The following is a 23,576-nucleotide window of genomic DNA, read 5'->3' as shown; positions in this document are numbered from 1 at the left end:
GAGGGCGCCCGCCCGTCAGGTTCCCTCTCGTACCGGGCGATCAAGCCGCCATGAGTTCGTCGGCCGGGCCGAAGAACTCGTAATGGATCCGATCCGCCGCGACACCTGCAAGCGAAAGCCCTGCCACGAAGGCGCGCAGGAACGGCTTGGGACCGCACAGGAAGATGTCCGCATCGGTCAGCGGGGTGTTGGCCGCGAGCCAGTCGAGCGAGACGAAGCCCTCGCCATGGTGCGTACGGCCCAGTTCGTCTCCCGGCAGCGGGTCGCTGTAGAACGTGAACACTTTCAGAGCCGGGCAGGCGGCCGCCAGAGCCTTGACCTGCGCATCCATGGCGTGCGTCTCGCTGTTGATCGCGCCATGCACGTAATGCGCCTCCAGTTGCGGATGCTCACGTACGATCGCTTCGGCCATGCTGACCATCGGGGTAAGGCCCACTCCGCCCGACAGCAGGATGACCGGGCGCTGCGGCGCCTCAGCCAAGAAGAAATCCCCGGCGGGCGGTGTCGTCTCCAGCACGTCGCCGACTTCGACATCATCGTGGAGGAAGCGTGAACCGCCCTGCCCGTTCGCCTCGCGCTTCACGGAAATGCGATAGTATTCGCCGTTCGGGCCGCAGGAGATCGAATAGTTCCGCTTGAGTTCCGGCGAGCCGGGCGGCTTCAGCCGAAACGTCAGGTACTGGCCCGGCTTGTGGCGAAGCACTGGCCCGCCGTCTTCCGGGCACAGGACGAAGGACGTGATGACGCTGCTCTCGCGGATCTTCTCCGCGACCACGAACCGGCGCCAGCCGTTCCAGCCGCCTTCCGAGCGCATGATCTCATCGCGCAGGACGACTTCGCGCGCCTTGAGGATATTGGCGAGGAACCAGTATGCCTCACCCCAGGCCGCAAGGATCTCATCCGTCGCCGCATCGCCCAGCACTTCCTTGATCGCGGCGAGCAGGGCGTTCGCCACGAACGGATAGTGCTCGGGCAGGATGTGGTAGCCGACGTGCTTGTAGGCAATCCGCTCGACCACCGGCACCAGCGCACCGAGGTTCTCGATATTCTGCGCGTAGGCCAGGATAGCGCCGGCAAGCGCGTGGACCTGCGCCCCGCTCTCTCCCTGATTGGCGTGATTGAACAGCGCCTTGATGTGCTCGTCCTGGAAGAGACGCGCGTACATCGCCTTGGTGATCGCCGTGCCGTGCTCGGCCAGTGCGGGGACGGTCGCCTTGACGATGGCTATCGTGGCGGACGTGAGTGCTTCGGGCATCGTGGTACTCCTTGGGGGCTTTTTGGGGGGATCGGCTCAGGCCGTCTCGACGGGCGGGCGGCGGTACTGGATGGCAAGCTGGAAGCTCTCGGCGATGCGGGCCGCCTTGGCCTGCACGACGGCGGCGACCGGCGGCGGCAGCAGTTCGTCGGAACTCGCGCGCCACAGGGCGAGCCAGCGCTCGAAGCGCTCAGGCGTCATCGCATCGGCGTGAAGCAGGTGAAGGGCGAGCGGACTGCCCTTGTAACGGCCACTGGTGCGCAGGATCGAGGACCAGAAATCCGCCAGCCGTGCATGATGGTCCTCCCAGTCATGAACGTGCGCGCCGAACACCGGGGCGAGCAGAGGGTCCGCCCGCACCCGTTCATAGAAGGCTTCGACCAGCGGGCGGATGGCGGCTTCCGCGATCGTCGAGGGATGATCCATCATGCGACTCCAAAGCTGCATTAAAGCCGCATCTATTTCCTTATAAAGGTGCATGTCAATAGCATCTTTAATGCTTGCACCTTCGGCGACAAAGGAGCACTAAAAATACACCTTTCGCGACTCGCCCTCCCGACGGGCCGCTCTGCAAGGGGAAGGAATTCGCAATGTACGAGAGCATCGCAGTGAGCATCGAACACCGCCGGCCGGAAAATTTCGGCGACCGCGTGGCATACGGCTTCACCAAGACCCTGCGCTTCTTCGCGGACCTTATCTTCCAGGAGCGCCATACCCATCGCGCTATCGTGATCGAGACGGTCGCCGCCGTTCCAGGCATGGTCGGCGCCACGCTGACGCACCTGAAGTGCCTGCGCCGCATGGTCGACGACAACGGCTGGATCCGCACACTGATGGAGGAAGCCGAGAACGAGCGGATGCACCTGATGACCTTCGTGAAGGTCGCGCAGCCGAACATGTTAGAGCGGCTGCTAATCCTGCTCGTTCAGTGGGGCTTCTACTGTGCGTTCTTCGGCATCTATCTTGTCGCGCCGCGGATCGCTCACCGGGTCGTCGGCTACTTCGAGGAGGAAGCCGTGATCAGCTACACGCACTTCCTGCAGGCCATCGACGCCGGAACGATCGCCGACCGGCCCGCGCCCGCTCTTGCCATCCACTATTGGAAGCTGCCGCAGGACGCGACGCTGCGCGATGTGGTGCTGGTCGTCCGCGCGGACGAGGCGCATCATCGCGACGTCAACCACGGCTTCGCTGACGAACTGGCGGGACAGGCTCCGCAAGCAGCGGCGCCCTATCCAGAGCATGCGGCGGAGCTGGATATTGCCGCCTGAACCGCCCCGGCAGTCCCGCGCCTGCAAAACGGTCCGGCTTGAGCCGGGCCGTTTCGCGCGTCATGACGACGTGATGCCCCTTCTTGCCGGATCTGCCCCATGCAGCTGACCCGATATACCGATTATGCGATGCGCATGCTGCTTCACGTCGCCACGCGCGACGAGGGCGACCTTTCGTCGATCCAGGAGATCGCGGAGGTCTACGACATCTCGAAGGACCACCTGAAGAAGGTGGCCCATGATCTCGGACAGGCCGGGTTCCTCGAGACCGTGCGCGGCCGCTACGGCGGGCTCAGGCTCGGCCGACCGGCGGAGCATATCACCATCGGCCAGATCGTGCGCCATACCGAGACCGGCTTCGACCTCGTCGACTGCAGCACCTGCCTGATCGCCCCGGCCTGCACGCTGCCGCGCATCCTGAACGAAGCGACCCGCGCCTTCCTGGCCGTGCTGGACCGCTACACCCTGGCCGACCTCCTCGCGAAGCGAACGAACCTGCGCAAGCTTTTCGCGCATACCGAAGCGATCCGACAAGTAACCGTCGATCCTGAAGACGAAGAGACTTGCATCAAACGCCGCTAAAGTTCGTCGCCATATTCATTACGCCGTCTCCGGCACCAATTATGTGGCGACTACCTACCTAATCGTATGAATCACGAAGTCGTATCTCCGCGCTACCAAAGCGAAGCAAAGGAGTACGAAGACATGACCCAGCGTCTCGATCATATGAAGCAGGTTCCCGCACTGACGCAGAAGCTCGTGGAGCTGACATTCGCCGTCAAGAAAGGCACCGTCGAGGAAGCCATCCTCGGCCTCATCGAAATCCGCGCCTCGCAGCTCAACGGCTGCGCCTTCTGCCTCGATATGCACACCAAACAGGCCCGCATTCACGGCGAACGCGAACTGCGCCTGCATCATCTCGCAATCTGGCGTGAATCCCCGCTGTTCAACGACCGTGAACGCGCCGCCCTTGCATTGACCGATGCGCTGACCAAGCTGTCGCCCGAAGGCGTGTCGGATGCGGTCTACGCCGAAGTGCGCAGCCAGTATACCGAAGACGAAATCGTCCAGCTGACCTACATGGTCATGATCATCAACGCCTGGAACCGCGCCGGCATCGCATTCCAGCCGGTCCCCGGATCGCAGGACAAGGCCTTCGGCCTCGACAAGGCGAACCTTTCCTGACCCTGCCCGCACCGACCGCGGGCCGCGGCCTGCGGTCGGTCCGAAGTGGCGAAACCGACAGGACCGATCCGATGGCTTCCATACTTCTCATCACCGCAAGCCCCTACGGCAGTTCCTCGCGCGGGGCGCAACTCGCGATGCAGGCCGTTACCAACCTGCAGGCCCAAAACCCCAGGCTCACGCTGATCGAGCGCGACTTGTCCGCGCTGGCCGATGCGACCATCCATTCGGGCTATTCCGATGCGCTGATCGGCGGCCATTCGCATGACGCGGAGGTCTTCGCATTGTCGGAGCATCTGATCCGCGAGCTTGAGGACGCTGCCTACCTGATCGTCGCAACGCCGATGCACAATTATACCGTGCCCGCAACGCTCAAGATGTGGATCGACTTCGTGCTGCGATACGGTCGCAGCTTCGCGCCTGTCGATGGCATCAAAACGGGGCTGCTCAAGGACCGGCCTACACTCGTCGTCGTGACTGCGGGCGGGATCGTGTCCGGTGCCGGTCGGCTCCAGCCCGATCACCTTACCGGATACCTTGCCGACGTGCTTGCCACCGTGGGCGTGCGCGATCTGAAGTTCGTCTATCTCGACGGCCTCGTGAACCCGGCACGCGCCGAACAGGTCGCAGCCGACGGCGCCCAGTCCATTGCCATGGACCCGGTGTTCGGCGCGAAAGTGATGGCCTGAACTATACCCCCGGATGGTCGATGCTGCCATCCGGAGTGATGGCCGCAAAAGCCTGAACGGTCCAACATCGCCTTGCTCGGGCTATCCCTCCGCACCCGCAACGCCCGGGCATTCTGCGCTGCCTTTCCGCCCCCCGCAGGCATGCGCAGACATCCGGGCGGACCGGCCCTTCCCAGCCGGTCCGCCCATCGGCGGCTCGTTCGACATCCTTCCGCGACCGGGAGCGCGGCAGGTCGGCCCTCACCCTCCCGGCAATGGAACCTTCGACAATGATACCAGGCCAAAAGTCCGATCATCCGGGCGGGCCGATGACGAGCCGCCGCGATATTCTGGGCGGCATGGTCGTCACCGGACTGATGCTCTCTGCCCCACCTCTCAACGCGGCCACACTGCGTCGCTCACTCTCAAAGGAAGACATGACAATGGACAATTTCACGACCAAGGACGGCACCCGCATCTTCTACAAGGACTGGGGCCCGAAAGAGCTTCAGCCGATCGTGTTCCATCACGGCTGGCCGCTGAGCGCGGACGACTGGGACGCGCAGATGCTCTACTTCCGCGAGCAGGGATTTCGCGTGATCGCTCATGACCGGCGCGGCCACGGCCGTTCGGAGCAGACCGATGCAGGCAACGACATGGACACTTATGCGCAGGACGTCGTCGAACTCGCCGCGCATCTGGACTTGCGCAATGCCGTGCATATCGGCCATTCGACCGGTGGCGGCGAGGTCGCCCGCTATGTCGCCAGATCGCAGCCCGGCCGCGTCGCCAAGGCAGTGCTAGTCGGCGCGGTCCCGCCGATCATGCTCAAGACCGAACGCAACCCCGGTGGGCTGCCGATGGCGGTCTTCGACGGGTTCCGCGCAGCGCTCGCCGCCAACCGCGCCCAGTTCTACATCGACGTGCCGACCGGCCCCTTCTACGGCTTCAACCGGCCGGGCGCCAAGGTCATCCAGGGAACCATCGACAACTGGTGGCGCCAAGGCATGATGGGCGGTGCGAAGGCGCATTACGATTGCATCAAGGCCTTCTCGGAAACGGACTTCACCGAAGACCTCAAGGCCATCGGCGTGCCGGTACTCGTCATGCATGGCGACGACGATCAGATCGTACCTATCGCGGATTCGGCCCAACTGGCGATCAAGCTGCTCAGGAACGGCGAACTCAAGGTCTACAAGGGCTATCCGCACGGCATGCTGACCACGCACGCCGATGTCCTCAACCCGGACATCCTCGCCTTCATCCGCAAATGACGGTGCCGGGAGCTGCAGCGTTGCCGTCGCTCCCGGCCTATCGCTCAATCCGGCAAACGCTGGATCAGGTGGTAGGCTACCGTCTCATAGCCGCAGCGCTCGTACACCTTCTGCGCACCGACATTCGCCAGTGCGGTATCGAGCGCGACGACCTGAAGACCGGCCCGGAGCGCGATCTCGCGAACCTTGGCGAGCATGGTCTCCGCATGGCCCTGCCGACGCGCTTCGGGCGCGACGACGAGATCGTCGATGTAGATCGAACGGCCGAAGACAAGGTTCTCCTGAAACCGAAATCCGGCGAGGGCGCGTACCTCGGCGCCGTCGAGCAGGGCCAGGAGCCGATAGCCGTCCGCCATCTGTCTCACGATACGCCCGACCACCACATCGTCGTCCGGTTTGAGGTGCGGCCTCAGTAGCCGCATGACCGGCAAGCAGCGACGTATCTCCGCCTCTGCAGCGATTTCGCTGATCGTAATCATCGCCAATGTCATCCTCATCCCGGTGCGCCGCAGTCCGTGGCAGGCTCGACTAAACTCCATGATATCCTGATCCTATCGCCCTCGGTTGGCGGCAACGAGTGGGCAGTGGTCAAATCCCCTCATACGTAGGCATAGGTCCGACCGCATGATCCGCTCCAGGCACGTGTTACGCGGCATTGAGCCACCGATACCAGAAGTCGAGGGTACGGGGCGGGCATGATACTCGGCGTATCGGCTATGCCCACGCCCACGTGAAACTGATTGCCCGGATCGCACGTCAGGACCATCGCCCGCGCAAGGAAGGGCAGCCCAGCCGCGCCCAGTGGGCCATACTGCTTCCCTTCGCGTTCGGGGCATCTACCGTCGTCCAAAGCATCGCGGACCAGATTCCGGTGAGCATGATCGCCGGCGCCCTGACTTTCGTGACGCTCGCCTCGCTCACCACGCCGCGCTCCGGGCGCCGCTCGTGAGCGCCCACCGGCTCTGATCATCAGCTGCCATCTCCCGGCAGACTGCAACGGAAAGCAGATCCACCCTCGGGACGATTTGTCGCCGCGATCTCCCCATCATGATCGTGCATGATCGTCCGGCAGATCGCCAGACCGATGCCCATCCCACCGGGCTTCGTGGTGAAGAAGCTGTCGAACAGTCGCCCGATGTTTTCCGGCGCGACGCCGGGACCACTGTCGGCGACGACGAATTCGACCCGCCCGGTGCCCGTCAGATGCGTAAGCACGCAAATCTCCCGGATCGCACCGCCCGATTGTTGTTCTATCGCATGGATCGCGTTCACCAGCAGATTGACGGCCACTTGCTGCAACTGGATTCTGTCGCCACAAATCAGAGGCACGTCAGGCGAGAGTAGTTCGCGGACTGTAATGCCCTTCTCAACACATTCCTGGTTCACGAACCGAACCGCGTCGCGCATGATCGAATTCAGCGATACCTGCGCTCTTTTCGGCACCTGCTTGGACGCCATCGCCTGAATGCGACCGATGATATCGGTTGCCTGGCCAGCGCTCTCGATAATTTTTTCCAGCAGATGTCGTACTTTGGCGAGATCAGGATTAACTTGCGCCAGTCTCCTCAGACTAGTCCCGCCATTCAGCATTATGGCGCCCAGAGGCTGCTTGACCTCATGCGCGATGGAAGTGGACAGTTCGCCCAATGTCGATATCCGCGATGCGTGCGCGAAGTCCGTCTGCAGCTGCCGCAGTTGCCGCTCCGCAGCGACACGGTCACCGATCTCCTGCATGGTGATGAAAGTGGTATCGAGATTTTCCGGCGGCTGTGGGTAGGTGACCAGAAGCAGAACCTCGACAATACGCCCATCGAACGTCTTGACCTGCATCTCTTCGACGTAATTGCGTCGACCGTCGAAATGCGCAGCCATCACTCGTTCAGCCGCTTGCGGCGTCGCTTCAAACATATACCGAACCGGCTGTACCAGCTCGGCATCATTCGCCGCTCCAAACATCCTCGCGGCTGCTCTGTTTACACGGGTAACGACAACGGAATCGCAAGCCTGTTCAACAATGCCAGGGTGGTCGTGAAGATATGAAACTATGTCTGTGATACCTTGCGCCTTCAGATTTTCGAAGACGACTCCCGGCGCGCGGGCGTCTACCTCCCACAATGCGATCGGCATGTACTCGAGAAGGCGATCAAAGCGGTGCTCGGTAGAACTCGCGGCGATCATTGGCTCGCAATCGGTTGTTATAGCTTCAACGTCCACGCTATTTCGTGGATACGGTGCCATCTGCTCCATGATGCAAGCTATGCCCCCAGGTATTGAGCCGCCGCGTAATACACGCCTACTCAACAACGGGATTTTGACACATCCCCATTTGGGTAGAAAGCGCAACTCGCTAATGAGTTGTCGCTGCCTGCGCCTCCTGCCCAACCTCGGACGATCTTGAACTCGCTTCAATTACAATGAATGAAGCCCCGCCAGAGAGGGCGGGTACCTGAGAAATGTTGTTCCGGATTGTCCCTGATGTGCTCCCGAAAGCTGCCTTTCGAGGTTGGGGAACGTCCGCTATTTCCATCCGATGCTCAAAAGCGGACCGAACAGAATGTCCCAATGCCCGCCATTCAACTCCACGCCTTACGCGACTGCCCTGCCCCTGCTGGAAGGCGCTGGATCCTCACAGAAATGAACCTGCGCTTTGCCCTTCCTCTTGGACCGATACAGCGCTGCATCGGCACATTGCAGAAGCCTGTCGAGGTCGAGACCATGAACCGGCGCAAGTGAAATCCCGACGCTGGCGGAAATCTGCATCTCCGTATCGTCGATACGGTAGCTCTCGGAAAGTTGGCGGATAATGCGGCGCGCGAGAAGCTCCGCCTGATCCGCATGCAGGACGCCGGGCTGAAGGACCACGAATTCGTCGCCCCCCAGCCGGCCGATGACGTCATCGCCTCTCACTGCAGCGCCCAATCGCGCGGCGACCTGGATCAGCAGCCTGTCTCCGACGGGATGCCCGAACTGGTCGTTGATCGCCTTGAAGCCGTCCAGATCGAGATAGTGAATGGCGATCTGCTGATCGATCCGGCACGATAGCGCCTGTTTGAAAAACGATTCACGCACGAGCAACCGGTTGGCAAGGCCGGTGAGTGGATCGTATCGTGCCAGGTTTCCCAAGTCATGCTTGGTCGTCAGATGCTCGAGCGCAGAGTGATAGAGATGTCGGACGGATTCGATGCTCATCGCGGCCACGACGAGAAGCAGAATAGCCTCAAGTATGAAGAACTGTCCGGTGACGGTCAGAGCACCGATCCGTGTCGCGTGCACGAGCATTCCCAACGACACCGGGACAACCGTGATCGTCTGGCCAAGCAAGCAGAGCTTGGGCCGGCCCGCATTGCGCGATACGATCCCGGCGCCAAAGGTGAAGATCAGGCTGACCGTGGCCAGATGGACGAGGGGATCGGGCGCTGCGAGCGCCACCAGATTGAGGCTCGCTATCAGGCCGGCACAGGCACATGTTGCCCATGTGTAGCGATTCTCCCACCGCCGCAGCGCAGGAATGTCCTGAGCCAGGCCCCCTGCTCGGTGATACGCGCGAATGATCGCAAGGCGAACGGCGGTCACCATGCTGGAGCACAGGACCAGCGCAAGAACCGGCCCGCTGTGCCAGCTTACCAGGACCAGTGTTCCTACGACGGCGTAGAGAATGCCAAACCCCAGGATTGGGATGGCCATCGCGAAGAGCGGTGCAAGAAGGTCGCGATAGACGGCCTCCGGCAGCAGTTCATCTGCCGCCTGTCCAAAAACCGTCGCCTGCGGACGGGCGCGAGGGGATGGGGATCGTCTCTTCATCAACCGATCATACAGGACCAGGCTTAACGATTTGACCAGAATGAGGCGTGCTGTGCATGGTTGCGATTTGGCCGCTCACGCGCGAAGTCTTATCATGGCCTGCAGCGGGCAGCTCGCGCCTACTCGTCGTTTCCGTTCGGGTGATCACTCGCGGGAGGCGGAACGGCAGCGCCGCGGCGGTTCGGCATTTGCGTCGTCTGCTGACTCTCGGGGGCATCTTCCTTTGCTGGAAACCAGCGTTCGACAAGGGAAGCAGCGACAAGCAGCAGGAGAGCAAGCGCTGTGCCGGCGAGGACGAGGATGTACTGACCGGCCCCGGCGGTGATTCCCACGGCCGCAGCCATCCACAGGCTTGCCGCAGTCGTCATATTGCGCACATCTCCGCCGCGCACGAAAATGAGGCCTCCGGCGATAAAGCCAATCGCCTGCGCGAGCCCCTGTATGACGCGAACGGGATCGCCCTCGGCGTGGTGCTCGACGAGTTCCAGCGCCGACAAGGTCAGCATCCCCGAACTCAGCGCGACAAGTCCATGCGTGCGTAAGCCCGCATCGTGGCCACGGCGCTCGCGTTCGAAGCCCAGGGCAAGACCCAGAACCGTCGCAAGACCGAGCCTCATCAGGGTCGTGGGCAGGTCGTCTTCAAGCATCTTTCGTACCCGGGCGGAACGTGATGACGCGATAGAGATAGTACACCAGGACTGCGGCCATGATCCCCAGGCCAGCAGGCCCCAGGTAGCGATCGACGGCTGAGAACTGCTTGCCCAGAACGTATCCGGCTCCCGCCAGAAGACTGTTCCACACAGCAGATCCCAGTGTCGTCAGGACGATGAAGCGGGTGAAGCGGGTTCCGAACATGCCTGCCGGAATCGAGATCAGCGTGCGCAATCCGGGAACCACATGAGCAAAAGGAATTGCCCAGGATCCATGGCGGTCAAACCAGTCGTCGATGCGGTCTATGTCGCCCGCTGACAACGTGAGCCAGCGGCCATGGCGGTCCGCCAAGGCCTTCAGTCTCCGCTCGCCGTACCGGCTTGCCAACCACCACCAGAAAGCGGCTCCGCCGACCGTGCCGAGAGTGCCGGCGAGGATGACAAGCGCGAGATTTAGACCGCCCTCGGCCGCCGTGTAGCCAGCCAGCGGCATGATGACCTCGGAGGGTATGGGGGGAAAGACATTCTCGAGCAGCATGAGCAGCGCGATGGCCCAGTATCCCAGTTCTTCGACAATGCCGGTGAGCCATTCGGTCATAAGCGCTGCTCTCCCCGTCCAGGACGATTACACGCGGATCGCCGCCTGACCGTCAGAGCCGCGTGCGTTTCACCTCTAACAGGCTTTGCGCCACACCGTTCCCATCCCCGCCCCGCACTCTTCTCGTCCCCGCCGCTGCAGGTTGCCGTCGGAGCAGACCGTTTTTTCGAGCGCGCGACATTGGCCACGCGCTCAATCCCTGGCCATTGCAGCGACAGCCGGCACCAATGACGATCGAGCAATCCCCCGAGTATCGGCCCAGTCTGCACGCATTGTGCACTGCTTATATTCCGACTTATCCACACCCGTCGGATCGATGTGGCCTGGCGCTCGCGGGATCCGATTGGTGGTAGCGGGCAACGGCGTTGTCGAGCGTCGACCGTCGCTGTGGCATTATCAGGATCCTATGGGCGGCAATCGTCGGGCCATCCATCCGGCTGGACACATGTCGGATCAATCGTTCATAGGCAGGGAATGGCGACCGTGACCACTTCCACCATTCTCGCTGTGATCGAGCGTGCCCCGCAGTGGGTTCGCCGCGATCTGGAGGCCAGGGATGACGCCATTCGTGCGCGCGCCGAGGAAACTCTCGCGGCGATGATCGCCGCAGCCCTCCAGCATGCGGACAAGGATCCTTCGGGCGACGCGGCAGGCTGATACGGCAGTCGGCCGGAACGCTTGTCGCCCGAGATTGCCGGAACAATTCCCGGGGGTCTGCCTTTGATAGAGCTGAAGGAGAGACCCCAATGCTTGGCAGAGTATTCAGCGCGATCGCGGGTAACAAGGCGGCCGAACACGTCCGCGGCGTCAACGGAACCACCGGCGCCCTGCTCGGGTTGGCCGCCCCGACCTTGCTGCGGAGAATGGGACCGCTCGGCCTGATCGCCGCGGTTGCCGGAGGCTATGCCTACAAGAGGTACACGGAAGGCCGTGATGCATCGAAGGCACCCGCCGCGCAGCCGGCCGGCTTCGCAGAGCCGACGCGCACTCAGGCCTGATCGAGTTGGGCGGTATTTTCAAGGCCTTGCCCGTCGACGCCGACAGTGCAGCGGAGCCCATCCCATGCGTTCATGGCTGAGACAGGCCGGAACACGTTTCGATCGTTTTTCTGGCCGGTTTGTCGCGTTGGATCGGGATGCACACCGAGCCCGTGTCGTAAACCAGCCTCCCACGCTGGCCGATCTTGAGTAATGCAGCGGGAACGGGAACCGGCCGGACCAGTCACCGCCTCAGCGCTACGCCGAGCGCGGGCTGCTAATGCGAAAGTTATAGTCGAGCAGTTTCTCGCCGCAGCTGATGACGCTCTGCGCGACGGGGTGTAAGTCCGCGTCTCCGCCGAGCAGGCGCGGCGCGTCGATGAGACTGCAAGGATAGGTCCAGTTCGACCTGACGATGCGGCCCGGGCGTCGCGGCGCCACTGTCAATCCATACAATATTGCGCGCCGGGCCGAAGCACACACCGGTGACGATGCCGGCGCTTCTGCGCATGTCGTGACCGGACCGTCGCGGCCAAACCTCCTGTGGTCAGCGGCCGGATAGCCTTTGGCGAAGCCCGGCTCGAATTCGCACTGCCTGCGCTGATCGCCAAGATCGGCCACGCCACTGGCCTGTTTGCGTTACTGGGAAAGGGATGCGCAGCGATCCTGGCACAGCCGATTATTACCTGAACCGAACTTCCCACGCTGCCCACACCGATCAACAGAAGAGAGGACCTGTCCCATGAAGCTCTACTATGCCCCGGGCGCCTGCAGCCTGGCCGACCATATCGCTATCGTCGAAGCCGGCTTGCCGTTCACTCCGGAAAAGGTCGACCTGAAGGAAAAGCGGACCGAGACCGACAGCGACTACACAACGATAAATCCCAAGGGCTACGTTCCCGCCCTTGCCCTCGACGACGGCAGCATCCTCACCGAAAACATTGCCATTCTCAGCTATCTTGCGGATCGATCCGAGAAGATCGCAGCATCGCCGGGAGACCGCTGGAAAATGCTGGAGACGATCGCCTTCATCTCGACCGAAGTGCACAAGGGCTTCAAGCCGTTCTTCATGCCGGACAGCAGCGATGAAGCGAAGAAGGCAGCAGGAGACAATCTGGCCAGGCGCTTCGCCTACCTCGAGGCACAGCTGGCTGAACGCGACTACATCGTCGGCGACACCTTCACTACGGCAGACTGCTACCTCTTCGTGATGCTGATGTGGGCGCAGAAGAAGGCCAGGCTGCCTCTGCCGAATGCCCTCACCCGCTATTTCGACCAGCTGACCCAGCGGCCGTCGATACGGCAGGCTCTGTCAGAGGAAGGCCTGGACTAGCTCGTCCTCAGGCCCCTGCGAGAAACCCGTCGTCGCGCTCCATGGCGACGGGACCGCCGGTCCGCGAACAAATCTCGCGCAGCGCGGGCTTGAGGCCTTCCTCGAAGGTGGGATGATAGAACGGAAGGGCCAGTATCTCGCTCGCCGTCAGCCCCCGGTCGATAGCCATGACGAGGAAATGGGCGATGTGCTCGGCCGCCGGCGTCGCAAGGATCGCACCGATCAGTTTCCCGCTCACCGGGTCGGCGTGGAGACGTGCCAGTCCCCGGTTCACGCCTTCGACCTTTGCGCGCCCCTGGTCCGCGTAGGACGCACTTGCGATCACGCTATCCTTGCCATCAAGATCGCCGATGCTTGCCAGGGGCGGATCGGTGAACATGATCGAAAAAGGCACCATGCGCCGGCCGGGCACGCTATCGGGAAAGCAGGCGGCATTGCGACCCGCTATCGTCCCGTCCGCCTGCGCCTCGTGCAATACCGGGCGCGCGTGGTTGACATCACCAGCCATGAAGATCGGCGCATCGCCGCATCGCATAGTGGCCGGATCGAAGTTGGGCGCACCATGCTCATCAAGGGCAAGCCCCGAGGCTTCAAGATGAAGACCGTTCAGCACCGGAGGTCGTCCTGTAGCGGCGAGGACATGACTGAACACGCCCTCCCCACGGCTTTGCCCCGTCCATGAAAGCGACACACCCGACGGATCGGGCTTGGCTGTCAACTGCACACCGAGATGAATCGGGAATTCATCATCGAGAATGTCGAGAAGGACTTGCGCGATTGCCGGATCCGTCACTCCGGCGGGTCGGTCGCCCTCGTCGAACACCGCGATGTCCACGCCAAGCCGGGCCAGCGCCTGGGCCAATTCCAGACCCAGCGGCCCGGCACCGATAACAGCCAAGGAGGGCGGCAGTGCTTTCAGGTCGAACAGTGTCTCATTCGTCAGAACCCGCCGTTCCAGCCCGTGCAGGAAATCGGCAACACTTGGCATGGCGCCAGAGGCGATTACCACCGCCCCGGCATCGACGATCGTCCCGTCATCGACCCCGATCGTTGTCGGGCCAAGGAAGCGGGCACGCCCTTTGTGCATGACGTCCGCGGGCAAGCTCTCCAAGGACCTGCGCACGCCGGCGATGAAGCCTTCGCGTTCATGCTGCAGCCGCGCGAAGACCTCTGCCCCGTCGACCCTCACGACGCAGTCGATGCCGAAGAGCGCAGCATGCGTAGCAGCATGGGCGGCATTGCCGGCGGCGATGAGCAGCTTGGAAGGCATGCATCCGTCATTGGTGCACGTTGTCCCGTCGAACGCCGGATCAATCAGCAGCGTCCTTGCGCCTTGCCTGCGCGCGGCGCGTTCCGCCGCGAGACCGGCGGTCCCTGCACCGATGATTGCAACGTCGCAGGAGATATTTGCCATGTGGGGGATGCATCCTTCATTGCCGGTCTCCTGTCCAACCGGCATTACGAGAGCCTGTTCCCTCTCCCGCCCGTATTCACCGGCGAGGCCTCGCAAATGGCCAGTCGATGACATCTCCCGCCCACAGGAGAGCCCATATCAGCACGGGCTGGAAGGCCAGCCTGGGTCCATGGTACCACCAGGAAAGGTGAACGCCCGCGATCGGAATGTCATGGAGCGCGTGGTTGAAATTTGCCGGCCATACGCACAGGGCATAGACTGCCAAAGCGATGGAGGCGGTCCGATACGCCGCCGTTGACCAGCGCAGGGGAACAACCAGACCTGCGGCGCCGGCAATTTCGCACCATCCCGTTGCCCATACTGCGAACGCCGGACGAGGCACCCAGCCCGGTGTGATCGCCACGAAACCGTCAGGGGCCGCAACGTGTTTGTATCCCGCGAAGGCAAAGGCGAGCGCGAACAGCAATCGCAACACGCCACGGACGGTCGGAAACGGTCCGGGCGATGCTGCTTCGGAAGTACGGGCGTCCATGGCTCATCTCCCCTTGACGGAGCAGTGGCAAAGCTCTTCCCCGCCTTCCATGAAATCTGTGCAAAAATGACCACATCTCTATGATTTAATTAAGAAAACACCTCTTAAATCTGACCGATATCGTCCTTATATATTGGCTATGGCCCAGCATGATATCATAATGAATCGCAGGGCGATGATGCTTGCCGGTGCCGCAGTAGCGGTCGCTTCATGCTCGCGCTCCTCTTCGCCTTTGCGTTCGACTTCGCCGCTTGCCGCTCTGGTTATCCCGCAGCATGCAGGTTCTGCCAGCGTTCCGGCGATGGTGCGCGAAGATGGAGCGCGCGCAGCATTTTCGACCGTCAATCCTGCGCTGCTGCGCAAGGCCCTCGCTTCGCTTGACCGGTATGGCGACCGGATCAGGCAGCGCGACCGTATCGCGATCGTGGACTTTTCCGCGCCGTCGTCTGATGCACGGATGCATTTTCTCGACGTGGAAGATGGCCGGGCCATGCGCCTCCTCGTCGCGCATGGGTCGGGTTCCGATCCGCATCACACCGGATACCTCGAACGCTTCTCCAACGCGTTCGGATCGAACGCATCAAGCGAAGGGGCCTATCTGACCGATGACTACTACGTCGGCAAGCATGGCCGTTCGCAAAGGCTTATCGGGCTCGACGCCACCAACAGCAATGCCCTTGATCGTGCGGTCGTCGTGCATAGCGCGTGGTACGCGAACGACGAGATGATCAAGGCGCATGGCAAGCTCGGTCGCAGCCAGGGGTGTTTTGCGGTGGGAGAGAACAAGCTCGACGAGGTCTTCTCGTTCCTGGGCAAAGGCCGGATGATCTTCGCGGCAAGAAGCTGAACTTCGATCTAAAAATCAGGCGGGCGAGCAACGTCCGACATGTCTGGCGGTTGTCCCTGGCGTCATCCAAGGAGATCCATGTGCGCAATCGGTTGATCGTTTCCTCGCTGCTTGCCGTGACTGTCGCGCTGACCGCATGCGGGTCCGGCTCCGAGAAGCCCGACGCCCCGGCACCGGCCGTGAGCATCGAAGACGTTCATTGGAACGATGCGGCCTTGGGCGATCTGCGCGCCGCGATCGACAGACGGGCCGCGCATGGCCTCGACAATTTGAATTTCGCGATCGATGGCCGACCCGGCAATGCGGACGGTGATCGCGCGCTGACCGAAAGTGCCTTGCGCTACGCATCGGCGCTGGCGCGCGGCGCCAGCGATCCGAAGAAGCTCTACGACGTCTATTCTGTTCCGAGGCCTGACCCGAACCTCCTCCCCGGCCTTGCCAGGGCTTTGAAGGATGGCGACCTCAAGAGTTGGCTGGACGGTCTCGCACCGCGGGCTGAGGGCTACCAGCGCCTTTCGAAAACCTACATGTCGCTTCGCGGCAAAAGGGACGCGGCCACCCCCGCCATTGCGCAGAACAGCGAACCGCTGAAACCCGGCGAAACCGATAAGCGGGTGGCACAGATCGCCCGCCAGCTTGTCGCGTCGGACTACCTCGACGCCGGTCAAGCGCAAGGCAAGCGCTATTCTCCTGCGATGGTCAAGGCCGTGCAGCGCATGCAGGCCGACTACGGCATCAAGCCTGACGGCGTCATCGGCAAGGATGCGCTGGAAATCCTCAACCTCTCCGATGCCGACAAGGCCCGCGAGATCGCGGTCGCCATGGAACGGATGCGCTGGCTGGAGCGCGATCCGCCCGAGACGCGCATCGACGTCAATGTCGCTGCGGGCCGCCTGACCTACTGGCGCGATGGCAAAATGGTCGATACCCGCAAGGTCGTCGTCGGCGAACCGGAGAACCAGACGCCGCAACTCGGTTCGCCGATCTATCGCCTGGTCGCCAACCCGACATGGACAGTCCCTCGCTCGATCCAGAGCAAGGAGATCGCCGGCAAGGGCAGCGCCTACCTGCGCCGCAACAACATGGCGTGGAAGGACGGCTGGATCGTGCAGCAGCCGGGTCCGAAGAACTCGCTGGGCCTCGTCAAGTTCGACATGAAGAATGAGCACCAGATCTACCTGCACGACACCCCGGCCAAGCAGCTCTTCCAGGAAGTGCAGCGGCAGCGGAGCCATGGCTGCGTGCGCGTGGAGGATGCCCTTGGCTTTGCCGAGATGCTGGCGAAGGACCAAGGCGTCCTTGACGAATGGCATCGCGCCCGCGCCACCGGCAAGGAAACCTTTGTACCGCTGCCGCGCGAAATTCCAGTCCGTCTCCTTTATGATACCGTCCTGTTCGGCGATGATGGTGAGCCGGTCATCCGCTCCGATCCCTATGGCCGGAACGAGAGCGTCGCGACTGCGCTGGGCTTCGACGCCGGGACCAGCCACCCGTTGCGCGCCAGCGGCGGCGACGTCGGGCCGTAAGGCAGTGATGGAGCCGACAGGCAACTCTTCGCCGATCGGCGCATTTTCTGCTCGTAGCTTCCCAATGAAGCGTTGAAGGAATTCAACCTGCCCTCAGCCCATTCCAGCGCAGTGCGGATCGCGCTGCACCCGCTTCATGCGATCCTGCTCGCTTTCCCGGTGGCACTGTTTCCCGGCGCGCTGCTTGCGGACATCACCTATCTCAACAGCTCGGAAATGCAGTGGTCGAACTTTGCATCCTGGCTGATCGCCGGAGCACTGGTATTCACCGGCCTGGCCCTGGCCTGGGCGCTGATCGGCATGCTTGCGCGCCGCGTGGAACGAGAAAGCGTGGGACGAGGCTGGTTCTCGGCGATCCTGGCGCTGCTTTTCGTCGTCGGCCTCGTCAATGCGTTTCAGCACAGCCATGACGGATGGAGCTCGGTCGGCATGACCGGCCTTACCCTTTCCGTCATCTCCGCCGTGCTGGCGCTGGCAGCGGGCTGGATTGGCTATGCCGTTTCCCGTGAGGTGCGAGCATGAACCGCGTCGTCCTCTCCGCGCTCAGCCTTGCCGCGCCGCTCGCCCTTGCCGCCTGCGACAAGGCGCCCGATCTCGATCAGACCGGTCCGCGCCCGGCGCTGCCCGATCAGAACCAGACGCTGATCCCGCCGATGAAGATCGCCAGCCCCGCAGGCTGGAACGGCGCCACTCCCCATGTGCCCAGGGGATTCGCCATTGCGCCCATCGCCACCGGCCTCAAGGTTCCACGCCAGACGCTCGTTCTTCCCAACGGCGACATTCTGGTTTCCGAGGGGCTTGGTGGCAGTGCGCCCAAACTGCGCCCCAAGGACGTCATCGCGGGCTATATCAAGAGCCTTGGCAAGAGCGGCACGAAGGGCGGCGACCGTATCACCCTGCTGCACGACAGCGATGGCGATGGAAAGTATGAACTCCGGACCGTTCTCATCGGCAAGCTGAACGCGCCGTACGGCATGGCGCTTGTCGGGTCTGACCTCTATATCGCCGATCAGGACGCCCTGCTGCGCTTTCCCTATCGCGACGGAGAAACACGCATCGATGCGCCCGGCGAAGTGGTGACGAAGTTGCCCGCCAATCCCAACCATCACTGGACCAAGTCCCTGACCGCCAGCGCCGACGGCTCTCGGCTCTACGTCGGCATCGGCTCGAACAGCAATGTTGGCGAGCGCGGGATGGCGGTGGAGGAAGATCGCGCGGTCGTGTGGGAAATCGACCGCGAAAGCGGCTCACATCGCACGTATGCCTCAGGCATCCGCAATCCGACGGCACTGGCAATCAATCCGGCAACACAGGCGCTCTGGACGGTTGTCAACGAACGCGACGAACTGGGCGCCGACCTTGTGCCGGACTATCTGACCTCGGTGAAACCAGGAGCGTTCTACGGCTGGCCCTACAGCTATTATGGCGGCCATGTCGATCCGCGGGTGCACCCCCAGAAGCCTGACATGGTCCGCAAGGCTATCGCGCCGGACTATGCGCTGGGTTCACACGTCGCGGCGCTTGGCCTGACGTTTCTTACGGGCGGCGGGTTTGGCGCAAACTACGCCGATGGCGCTTTCGTGGGTGAGCATGGCAGCTGGAACCGCCGCCAGCTGGCAGGCTACAAGGTGGTATGGATCCCCTTCACCAATGGTCGGCCCTCGGGCAAGCCCCGCAACTTCGTGACGGGGTTCATCGGGCCTGAGGGCAAGGCGCGCGGACGCCCGGTCGGCGTCACCTACGATCCCCAGCGTCGGGCGCTGCTGATCGCCGACGACCTTTCGAACACCGTATGGCGAGTTACTCGCGCAGACTGAGCCCCCTGCCCTATTCCGACTGCATGCGACTGAGCGGCGCCTCGAACACGGCTTCGAGGCCGCCTGGCGCACAGCGCAGATCGACGTGGCCACTGCCAAGCAGCCCCATGGAAATGAGACGCGAAACGAAGCCCTTGCGGCCGGGCTCGGTGACCGACGGCCCGCCTGCCTCCAGCCACGTCAGCCTGAAACCCGGGTTGTCGGCAGCGTCTTCGCAACTCCGACGCAGGGTGACCAGCCCACCTCCGCTGGATAGCTTGCCATACTCGACGGCACTGGTGGCAAGTTCATGCAGCAACAGCAAAAGCCCAAGCACTGCGCGTGGGCCGATCGTAATGGTGGGCCGTCGACCAGCACGAAATGGTCAACGCCCGACTTGCCGAGAACCTTGGCAACCACCCCGTCGATCCGCGCTTCCATCCAGCTTTGCTGCAAGAGCACCTCATGGGCGGCGCTGAAGGCCATGAGCCGTCGGCTGAAAACGTCGACGCCAGCGCAAGGGAGGCCCGGTACGAAGGCATAGCCATCCTCACCTGCCGTGCGCACTGCCTGCAGCACCGATATCGCATAAACGAAAGTGCCGATGAACGTCGCCAGACTGAATGGTTGCCCTTGTCCTCCATGAAGTTGTTGAGCAGCCGTCGACCGAACGTTCCGCTGGCATAGGCAACTGCGGCGATGGTGATCGAGAACACGGTCGAGGCGACACCGATGACCGAGCCCGCCAGCACGGCAAGCGTATTGCTTGCACCATTCTGCCTCGCCGGGACGATCCAATGCGCGTCAGCGAGCCATTCGGTTGCGCCGGCCCAGTCGAGATGGACAAGGCCAAGCACCAGAACCAGCAGCTGGTGCGAATGGCGAACCAGCTTGAACGTAGCTTGGCGAACATGAATTCGTCCCCGTGTGGGCGTGCAGTACGACCTATGCTTCCGTCAGTCCGGGATCGGCGGGATGAAGCTCACCTGCGCCAGACGCCAGGCGCGGTCCTGGGGCCCCGGCCAGTAGTGGCGCGGATGACGTGCTTCGGATGGCGGATGTATGCCGTGGACCTCGGCCCGGATCAGCCGTCCCGTTTCGCGAAGGCGAATGGTTGCAGAAGGAAACTCGCTGCAAAGCCGCTTTTCGAGCTCCAGCGCTTCACCGGACAATCGCGGGCTGGACAGAGCACGGGGCGATCCGTCGATCAGTTCCGCGGTCGAGGAGCGGAGCGCCTTGACGCCGTCACTGATGACATCGACGGAGATAAGCGCTGCTGCAACCGAGTCCGCCCACCACCAGCCAAGCCCAAGTCCGAGAATGCCGGCGAGCCCGGCAGCGCCGGTCAACCAGTTCGCTTTGTTCATGAGCGCGTCGGTATGTAGCAGCTTGTCATTGAGCTTTTCCGCAAGCGGCAGTTCCCTGCGGCCGATCAGCATCGGCGGGACAAGCGAATACAACTGCGCCGCGATCATCAGCCAGCCGATCCAGAGATCATGGTCCAGTACGACCATCGAGCCGACAGTCGCGTGTTCGGCGGCGATCAGTGCTGTCGCTGCATTGTACAGCAGCAGCACTCCGACCGCGGTAAGCGCTACGGCGGCTGCGAAGAACCCAAGGCCGTTTACCCGCTCGAACCCGAAGGGAAATTTCCTGGATCGTTGCCCGCCGAGCTCCATCTTCGCGGCGATCAGGAACATGATGGGCGGCACGACGCCCAGAGTATCCTCAACCTAGGCTGTCTTCATCGTCTCGCTCTGGCCCAGCACCAGACCCATGGTCACGATGATGGTCGCGGTCCAGAACAGGTTCCAATACTCCAGCCTGATCGCGGCACGCATCGTATCGCGCAGCTCATCCGGCAGACTGTTGCTCATCGGATCCTCGCCCGGCCAGTACTGTCGCGCGAAGCGCGTTCGACAAGCATGATCCAGCGGTTCTCGCCGTTGCGCATGGCCGCTTTCATTTCGATCGCGTGCCCCCCCTCGCCCGCTACTTTCAGAGATGGTCCGAAGCTGACCTCGGTCTTCCAAGGGCTATCCTTTGCAAAGGCCCCGACCACCAGATCGATCTGACCATCGGCAAGGGCGCTCAACAGGACGTCCGCTTCACCTAGCGAGCGCTCGGCGCGCGCGTTGGAGGCATGTTCAATTCTTTGGATGAGCTGATCAGTTTCCGGTCCGCGCTCGCTGCCGGCGATCATGCCAACGGTGAATTTCCGCGTATGCTCGATCCGCGCGAGCGTGCCGCGCGCATCCTGAGGTAGAGCCTGACACGCAGGCAGCAAGAGAAGCAGGCCAGTGAACAATCTCTTCATCGCACCTCCAACCTCCACTGCGGAATTTTCCTGGCGAACGAGCGGCATGCGATGTTGTTTCGCCCTAGGGGTTCCCCTTCGCCCATGCTGCGAAATCGAGGTTCGCGAGCGAAGCGTGCCCAAACTGTTTGCGCCCCATTCCCCGGATGGAGGGGATTGGGGCGCAAGCTCTCACGGGATTTGGGACTCGTTCAGGGGGCCCTGGTACCGCGTCCGAACAAGAAACCGAGAACCAGAACGACGACCGCCACGATCAGGAAGATCTTGGCAAGGCCTGCGGAAAGGCCGGCCACCCCCCCGAAACCCAGCAGCGCAGCCAGGACTGCGACAACGGCGAAAATGATGGCCCAGCGAAACATCAGCGATCTCCCATTTCTGAAGCACTACGTCGATCCTTCCGACGAGCTCAGACCTCAGAACATGCGGGCATTCTGAACGTTCCACGTGCATTTCATCGCAAGGCCATCTCGAGGTTTCCATCCATCCCCCCAACCCGCTGAATCCGCAGTGACGGCGTTATTGAAGCAGCGGACGGACTCTCCGCCATTGCCCTCTTGCGTTGTCAGGATAGCAGGATTGAACTGCTTCTCACTGATGTCATCATGCCAAAGATGTCCGGAAGCGAACTCGCAATTGAGGCACAAAGAATTCAGGTTGGCATCTCCGTTCTCCACACTTCAGGCTATGCGCCTGACGTTATCACTCGTAACGGAAAACTTGATCCAGGTGTCGAGCTTCTCGACAAGCCTTTCACGATACTAGATCTGGCCGGTCGGGGACCGCGAATACTGGACAAACGGCAAGACGCCTCGATCGTCTGGTCCCTTCACGCCATCTCAAAGCCGGCACCTTCGAAAATACGATAAGCCTTGGCGACCACCTTTCTCGTCAAAACATCCTGAGGGACCAAGTTGCGCAGGTGTGCGTTGCTTGTAACTGAAGGAGATCGATCATGCCCGCACGATCCAAAGCCCAGCAAAAGGCCGCCGGAGCGGCGCTGTCCGCCAAGCGCGGCGAAACGCCCAAGTCGAAATTGCAAGGCGCGTCCAGGGACATGGTGAAAACCATGAGCGAAGAGCAGCTTGAGTATCTTGCCTCGACCAGGCGCAAGGGGCTGCCTGAGCACAAGGACTGAGGTGTTCTGATCGGCGCAACGGATGGCCCGATCAATGCAAGGAACCTCATGGCTGGTGGGAAGGTTGGAAATTCGACCGCGCGATGTCTCCCCGACATTGCCCAATTCTCCCGGGGCGGCCCCTATTGGAGCCGGCCCTCCTCCCATGTCGGCGCCTGCGCTGAAATGCCGGTGCGCCCAGCAGCAAGGACAGCTCTTTCATGAACCGTTTCAGCGGCAGGACCGTCATCGTCACTGGCTCCAGTTCGGGTATCGGCGCCGCCTGCGCCCGCCGGTTCGCGCAGGAAGGCGCGAACGTCACGCTCGTTGCCCGAACCCGCGAGAAGCTTGAGGCGGTCGCTGCCGATCTCGATCCGGCCCGCACGCTGGTATGCGTGGCAGACGTGTCCTCGCGGGACGACGTGGCGCGGATGGTCGAGGAAACCGTCGCGAAGTTCGGCAGCATCGATGTACTGCACTCCAACGCGGGCATCGCGGTGATGAAGTCCTTCGAGGACACCACTCCCGACGACTGGCGCCAGACGATGGCGATTGACGTCGATGGTCCATTTCACTGCGCGCAGCTGGCACTGCCGCACCTGAAGGCGAGCAAGGGCTGCATCGTTCACACCGCTTCGGTATCGGGCACCGGCGGCGACTGGGACATGACCGCCTACAACGCCGCCAAGGGCGCGGTGGTAAACTTCACGCGCGCGCTGGCGCTCGACCTCGGCAAATTCGGCATTCGCGTCAACGCCGTCGCCCCCGCCCTCACCGAAAGCGACCTGACCAGGGACATGCTCGACGACGACGCGCTGATCGCGAAGTTCCACGAGCGCTCGGCGCTTGGCAGGCATGCGAAGGCCGAGGATATCGCCGGCCCGGTCGCCTTCCTCGCATCCGACGACGCCGCGCTGGTTACCGGTGCGATCCTTCCCGTCGATGCGGGCATCTCCGCTTCCAACGGTCAGCCCGCCTGATCCGCGCAGAGCCTTCCCGGAGCCTTCAGGAGTACGCC

31 protein-coding genes and 1 pseudogene are annotated in these 23,576 nt (G+C 62.5%); 16 read left to right on the top strand and 16 right to left on the bottom strand.

Annotation, left to right across the window (positions count from 1 at the left end; all coding sequences use genetic code 11):
* Positions 1–40: 40 nt before the first annotated feature.
* Together hmpA and LO787_RS22100 are read right to left on the bottom strand one after the other, a co-directional pair.
* Entirely contained in the window at positions 41–1,255 is a 1,215-nt protein-coding gene (gene hmpA, locus LO787_RS22105) for an NO-inducible flavohemoprotein (RefSeq protein WP_232493131.1), read from the bottom strand.
* A 36-nt stretch (positions 1,256–1,291) separates the two neighbouring features.
* The gene (locus LO787_RS22100; protein ID WP_232493130.1) at positions 1,292–1,684 is read right to left on the bottom strand and encodes a group III truncated hemoglobin; all 393 of its coding nucleotides are present in this window, start codon (positions 1,682–1,684) and stop codon (positions 1,292–1,294) included.
* A 161-nt stretch (positions 1,685–1,845) separates the two neighbouring features.
* Between LO787_RS22100 and LO787_RS22095 the strand changes: the two genes are divergently transcribed.
* From LO787_RS22095 to LO787_RS22075, 5 genes are all read left to right on the top strand, one after another.
* Positions 1,846–2,526 (top strand): alternative oxidase, encoded by a 681-nt coding sequence (locus tag LO787_RS22095; RefSeq protein ID WP_232493129.1) that lies wholly within the window; start codon positions 1,846–1,848, stop codon positions 2,524–2,526.
* A gap of 99 nt (positions 2,527–2,625) precedes the next feature.
* Complete coding sequence (locus LO787_RS22090; protein WP_232493128.1) at positions 2,626–3,108, top strand: Rrf2 family transcriptional regulator; 483 nt, start codon at positions 2,626–2,628, stop codon at positions 3,106–3,108.
* Positions 3,109–3,231: 123 nt separating this feature from the next.
* Positions 3,232–3,711: a carboxymuconolactone decarboxylase family protein gene (locus tag LO787_RS22085; protein WP_232493127.1), complete on the top strand. Its 480-nt coding sequence runs from the start codon at positions 3,232–3,234 to the stop codon at positions 3,709–3,711.
* A 71-nt stretch (positions 3,712–3,782) separates the two neighbouring features.
* Complete coding sequence (locus LO787_RS22080) at positions 3,783–4,400, top strand: FMN-dependent NADH-azoreductase (protein ID WP_232493126.1); 618 nt, start codon at positions 3,783–3,785, stop codon at positions 4,398–4,400.
* 422 nt (positions 4,401–4,822) lie between these two features.
* Positions 4,823–5,653 carry an alpha/beta fold hydrolase gene (locus LO787_RS22075; RefSeq protein ID WP_232493125.1) on the top strand — a complete coding sequence of 277 codons (831 nt, stop codon included), beginning with the start codon at positions 4,823–4,825 and terminating at the stop codon, positions 5,651–5,653.
* 44 nt (positions 5,654–5,697) lie between these two features.
* Here the strand turns inward: LO787_RS22075 and LO787_RS22070 are convergent, their stop codons facing one another.
* Positions 5,698–6,132, bottom strand: a complete 435-nt coding sequence (locus LO787_RS22070; protein WP_232493124.1) for a GNAT family N-acetyltransferase — start codon at positions 6,130–6,132, stop codon at positions 5,698–5,700.
* 251 nt (positions 6,133–6,383) lie between these two features.
* On the opposite strand from LO787_RS22070, the gene LO787_RS22065 reads away from it, so the two are divergent.
* Entirely contained in the window at positions 6,384–6,602 is a 219-nt protein-coding gene (locus LO787_RS22065; protein WP_232493123.1) for a hypothetical protein, read from the top strand.
* Between the two features lie 20 nt (positions 6,603–6,622).
* On the opposite strand, the gene LO787_RS22060 is transcribed toward LO787_RS22065, so the two are convergent.
* From LO787_RS22060 to LO787_RS22045, 4 genes are all read right to left on the bottom strand, one after another.
* Positions 6,623–7,900, bottom strand: a complete 1,278-nt coding sequence (locus LO787_RS22060; protein ID WP_232493122.1) for a PAS domain-containing sensor histidine kinase — start codon at positions 7,898–7,900, stop codon at positions 6,623–6,625.
* A gap of 339 nt (positions 7,901–8,239) precedes the next feature.
* The gene (locus LO787_RS22055) at positions 8,240–9,454 is read right to left on the bottom strand and encodes a GGDEF domain-containing protein (protein ID WP_232493121.1); all 1,215 of its coding nucleotides are present in this window, start codon (positions 9,452–9,454) and stop codon (positions 8,240–8,242) included.
* Between the two features lie 119 nt (positions 9,455–9,573).
* Positions 9,574–10,101, bottom strand: a complete 528-nt coding sequence (locus LO787_RS22050; RefSeq protein WP_232493120.1) for an MgtC/SapB family protein — start codon at positions 10,099–10,101, stop codon at positions 9,574–9,576.
* Positions 10,094–10,702 carry a DedA family protein gene (locus tag LO787_RS22045; protein WP_232493119.1) on the bottom strand — a complete coding sequence of 203 codons (609 nt, stop codon included), beginning with the start codon at positions 10,700–10,702 and terminating at the stop codon, positions 10,094–10,096. The genes LO787_RS22050 and LO787_RS22045 overlap by 8 nt, the downstream gene beginning before the upstream one ends.
* A gap of 474 nt (positions 10,703–11,176) precedes the next feature.
* Here LO787_RS22045 and LO787_RS22040 point away from each other — a divergent pair, with 474 nt between their 5' ends.
* From LO787_RS22040 to gstA, 3 genes are all read left to right on the top strand, one after another.
* Complete coding sequence (locus tag LO787_RS22040) at positions 11,177–11,359, top strand: DUF6771 family protein (protein ID WP_232493118.1); 183 nt, start codon at positions 11,177–11,179, stop codon at positions 11,357–11,359.
* 89 nt (positions 11,360–11,448) lie between these two features.
* Entirely contained in the window at positions 11,449–11,700 is a 252-nt protein-coding gene (locus LO787_RS22035) for a hypothetical protein (protein WP_232493117.1), read from the top strand.
* 721 nt (positions 11,701–12,421) lie between these two features.
* Positions 12,422–13,012 (top strand): glutathione transferase GstA, encoded by a 591-nt coding sequence (gstA, locus tag LO787_RS22030; RefSeq protein ID WP_232493116.1) that lies wholly within the window; start codon positions 12,422–12,424, stop codon positions 13,010–13,012.
* A gap of 7 nt (positions 13,013–13,019) precedes the next feature.
* Here gstA and LO787_RS22025 read toward each other — a convergent pair whose 3' ends face one another.
* Positions 13,020–14,426, bottom strand: coding sequence for a dihydrolipoyl dehydrogenase (locus tag LO787_RS22025; protein WP_232493115.1), 1,407 nt, complete (start codon positions 14,424–14,426; stop codon positions 13,020–13,022).
* 76 nt (positions 14,427–14,502) lie between these two features.
* The gene (locus LO787_RS22020) at positions 14,503–14,958 is read right to left on the bottom strand and encodes a DoxX family protein (protein ID WP_232493114.1); all 456 of its coding nucleotides are present in this window, start codon (positions 14,956–14,958) and stop codon (positions 14,503–14,505) included.
* Positions 14,959–15,133: 175 nt separating this feature from the next.
* Between LO787_RS22020 and LO787_RS22015 the strand changes: the two genes are divergently transcribed.
* The 4 genes from LO787_RS22015 to LO787_RS22000 all read left to right on the top strand — a co-directional run bounded on the left by LO787_RS22015 (position 15,134) and on the right by LO787_RS22000 (position 19,148).
* Positions 15,134–15,805 (top strand): murein L,D-transpeptidase catalytic domain family protein, encoded by a 672-nt coding sequence (locus LO787_RS22015; RefSeq protein ID WP_232493113.1) that lies wholly within the window; start codon positions 15,134–15,136, stop codon positions 15,803–15,805.
* Positions 15,721–17,331, top strand: coding sequence for a L,D-transpeptidase family protein (locus tag LO787_RS22010; protein WP_476739351.1), 1,611 nt, complete (start codon positions 15,721–15,723; stop codon positions 17,329–17,331). The genes LO787_RS22015 and LO787_RS22010 overlap by 85 nt, the downstream gene beginning before the upstream one ends.
* Before the next feature lie 72 nt (positions 17,332–17,403).
* Positions 17,404–17,853 (top strand): DUF2231 domain-containing protein, encoded by a 450-nt coding sequence (locus LO787_RS22005; RefSeq protein WP_232493112.1) that lies wholly within the window; start codon positions 17,404–17,406, stop codon positions 17,851–17,853.
* Positions 17,850–19,148, top strand: coding sequence for a PQQ-dependent sugar dehydrogenase (locus LO787_RS22000; protein WP_232493111.1), 1,299 nt, complete (start codon positions 17,850–17,852; stop codon positions 19,146–19,148). The genes LO787_RS22005 and LO787_RS22000 overlap by 4 nt, the downstream gene beginning before the upstream one ends.
* Before the next feature lie 10 nt (positions 19,149–19,158).
* Here the strand turns inward: LO787_RS22000 and LO787_RS21995 are convergent, their stop codons facing one another.
* Entirely contained in the window at positions 19,159–19,446 is a 288-nt protein-coding gene (locus tag LO787_RS21995) for a hypothetical protein (protein ID WP_232496434.1), read from the bottom strand.
* Positions 19,329–19,613, bottom strand: a complete 285-nt coding sequence (locus LO787_RS26260; RefSeq protein WP_420847771.1) for a hypothetical protein — start codon at positions 19,611–19,613, stop codon at positions 19,329–19,331. Before LO787_RS26260 ends, LO787_RS21995 begins: the two co-directional genes overlap by 118 nt.
* Between LO787_RS26260 and LO787_RS26255 the strand changes: the two genes are divergently transcribed.
* Positions 19,509–19,814, top strand: a complete 306-nt coding sequence (locus tag LO787_RS26255) for a hypothetical protein (RefSeq protein ID WP_420847829.1) — start codon at positions 19,509–19,511, stop codon at positions 19,812–19,814. The two genes, LO787_RS26260 and LO787_RS26255, sit on opposite strands and share 105 nt — an antisense overlap.
* On the opposite strand, the pseudogene LO787_RS26250 reads toward LO787_RS26255, so the two are convergent.
* From LO787_RS26250 to LO787_RS21970, 5 genes and pseudogenes are all read right to left on the bottom strand, one after another.
* Positions 19,805–19,984 (bottom strand): annotated as a pseudogene (locus LO787_RS26250) (DUF2254 family protein); the annotation flags it as partial. The gene LO787_RS26255 and the pseudogene LO787_RS26250 overlap by 10 nt on opposite strands.
* Positions 19,985–20,083: 99 nt before the next feature.
* Positions 20,084–20,827 (bottom strand): cation efflux transmembrane domain-containing protein, encoded by a 744-nt coding sequence (locus LO787_RS21985; protein ID WP_232493110.1) that lies wholly within the window; start codon positions 20,825–20,827, stop codon positions 20,084–20,086.
* 33 nt (positions 20,828–20,860) lie between these two features.
* Positions 20,861–21,004 (bottom strand): hypothetical protein, encoded by a 144-nt coding sequence (locus LO787_RS21980; RefSeq protein ID WP_232493109.1) that lies wholly within the window; start codon positions 21,002–21,004, stop codon positions 20,861–20,863.
* Positions 21,001–21,444, bottom strand: a complete 444-nt coding sequence (locus LO787_RS21975; protein WP_232493108.1) for a hypothetical protein — start codon at positions 21,442–21,444, stop codon at positions 21,001–21,003. Before LO787_RS21975 ends, LO787_RS21980 begins: the two co-directional genes overlap by 4 nt.
* A gap of 191 nt (positions 21,445–21,635) precedes the next feature.
* Positions 21,636–21,803, bottom strand: coding sequence for a DUF1328 family protein (locus LO787_RS21970; RefSeq protein ID WP_232493107.1), 168 nt, complete (start codon positions 21,801–21,803; stop codon positions 21,636–21,638).
* Between the two features lie 593 nt (positions 21,804–22,396).
* On the opposite strand from LO787_RS21970, the gene LO787_RS21965 reads away from it, so the two are divergent.
* Positions 22,397–22,579 (top strand): DUF3008 family protein, encoded by a 183-nt coding sequence (locus LO787_RS21965; RefSeq protein ID WP_232493106.1) that lies wholly within the window; start codon positions 22,397–22,399, stop codon positions 22,577–22,579.
* Between the two features lie 200 nt (positions 22,580–22,779).
* A complete protein-coding gene (gene budC, locus LO787_RS21960) occupies positions 22,780–23,538 on the top strand; it encodes a meso-2,3-butanediol dehydrogenase (RefSeq protein WP_232493105.1) in 759 nt (252 codons plus the stop codon).
* Positions 23,539–23,576 lie beyond the last annotated feature (38 nt).

The organism is Novosphingobium kaempferiae (assembly GCF_021227995.1).
GTDB lineage: Bacteria > Pseudomonadota > Alphaproteobacteria > Sphingomonadales > Sphingomonadaceae > Novosphingobium > Novosphingobium kaempferiae.
This window is presented reverse-complemented; position numbering and strand designations above follow the sequence as displayed.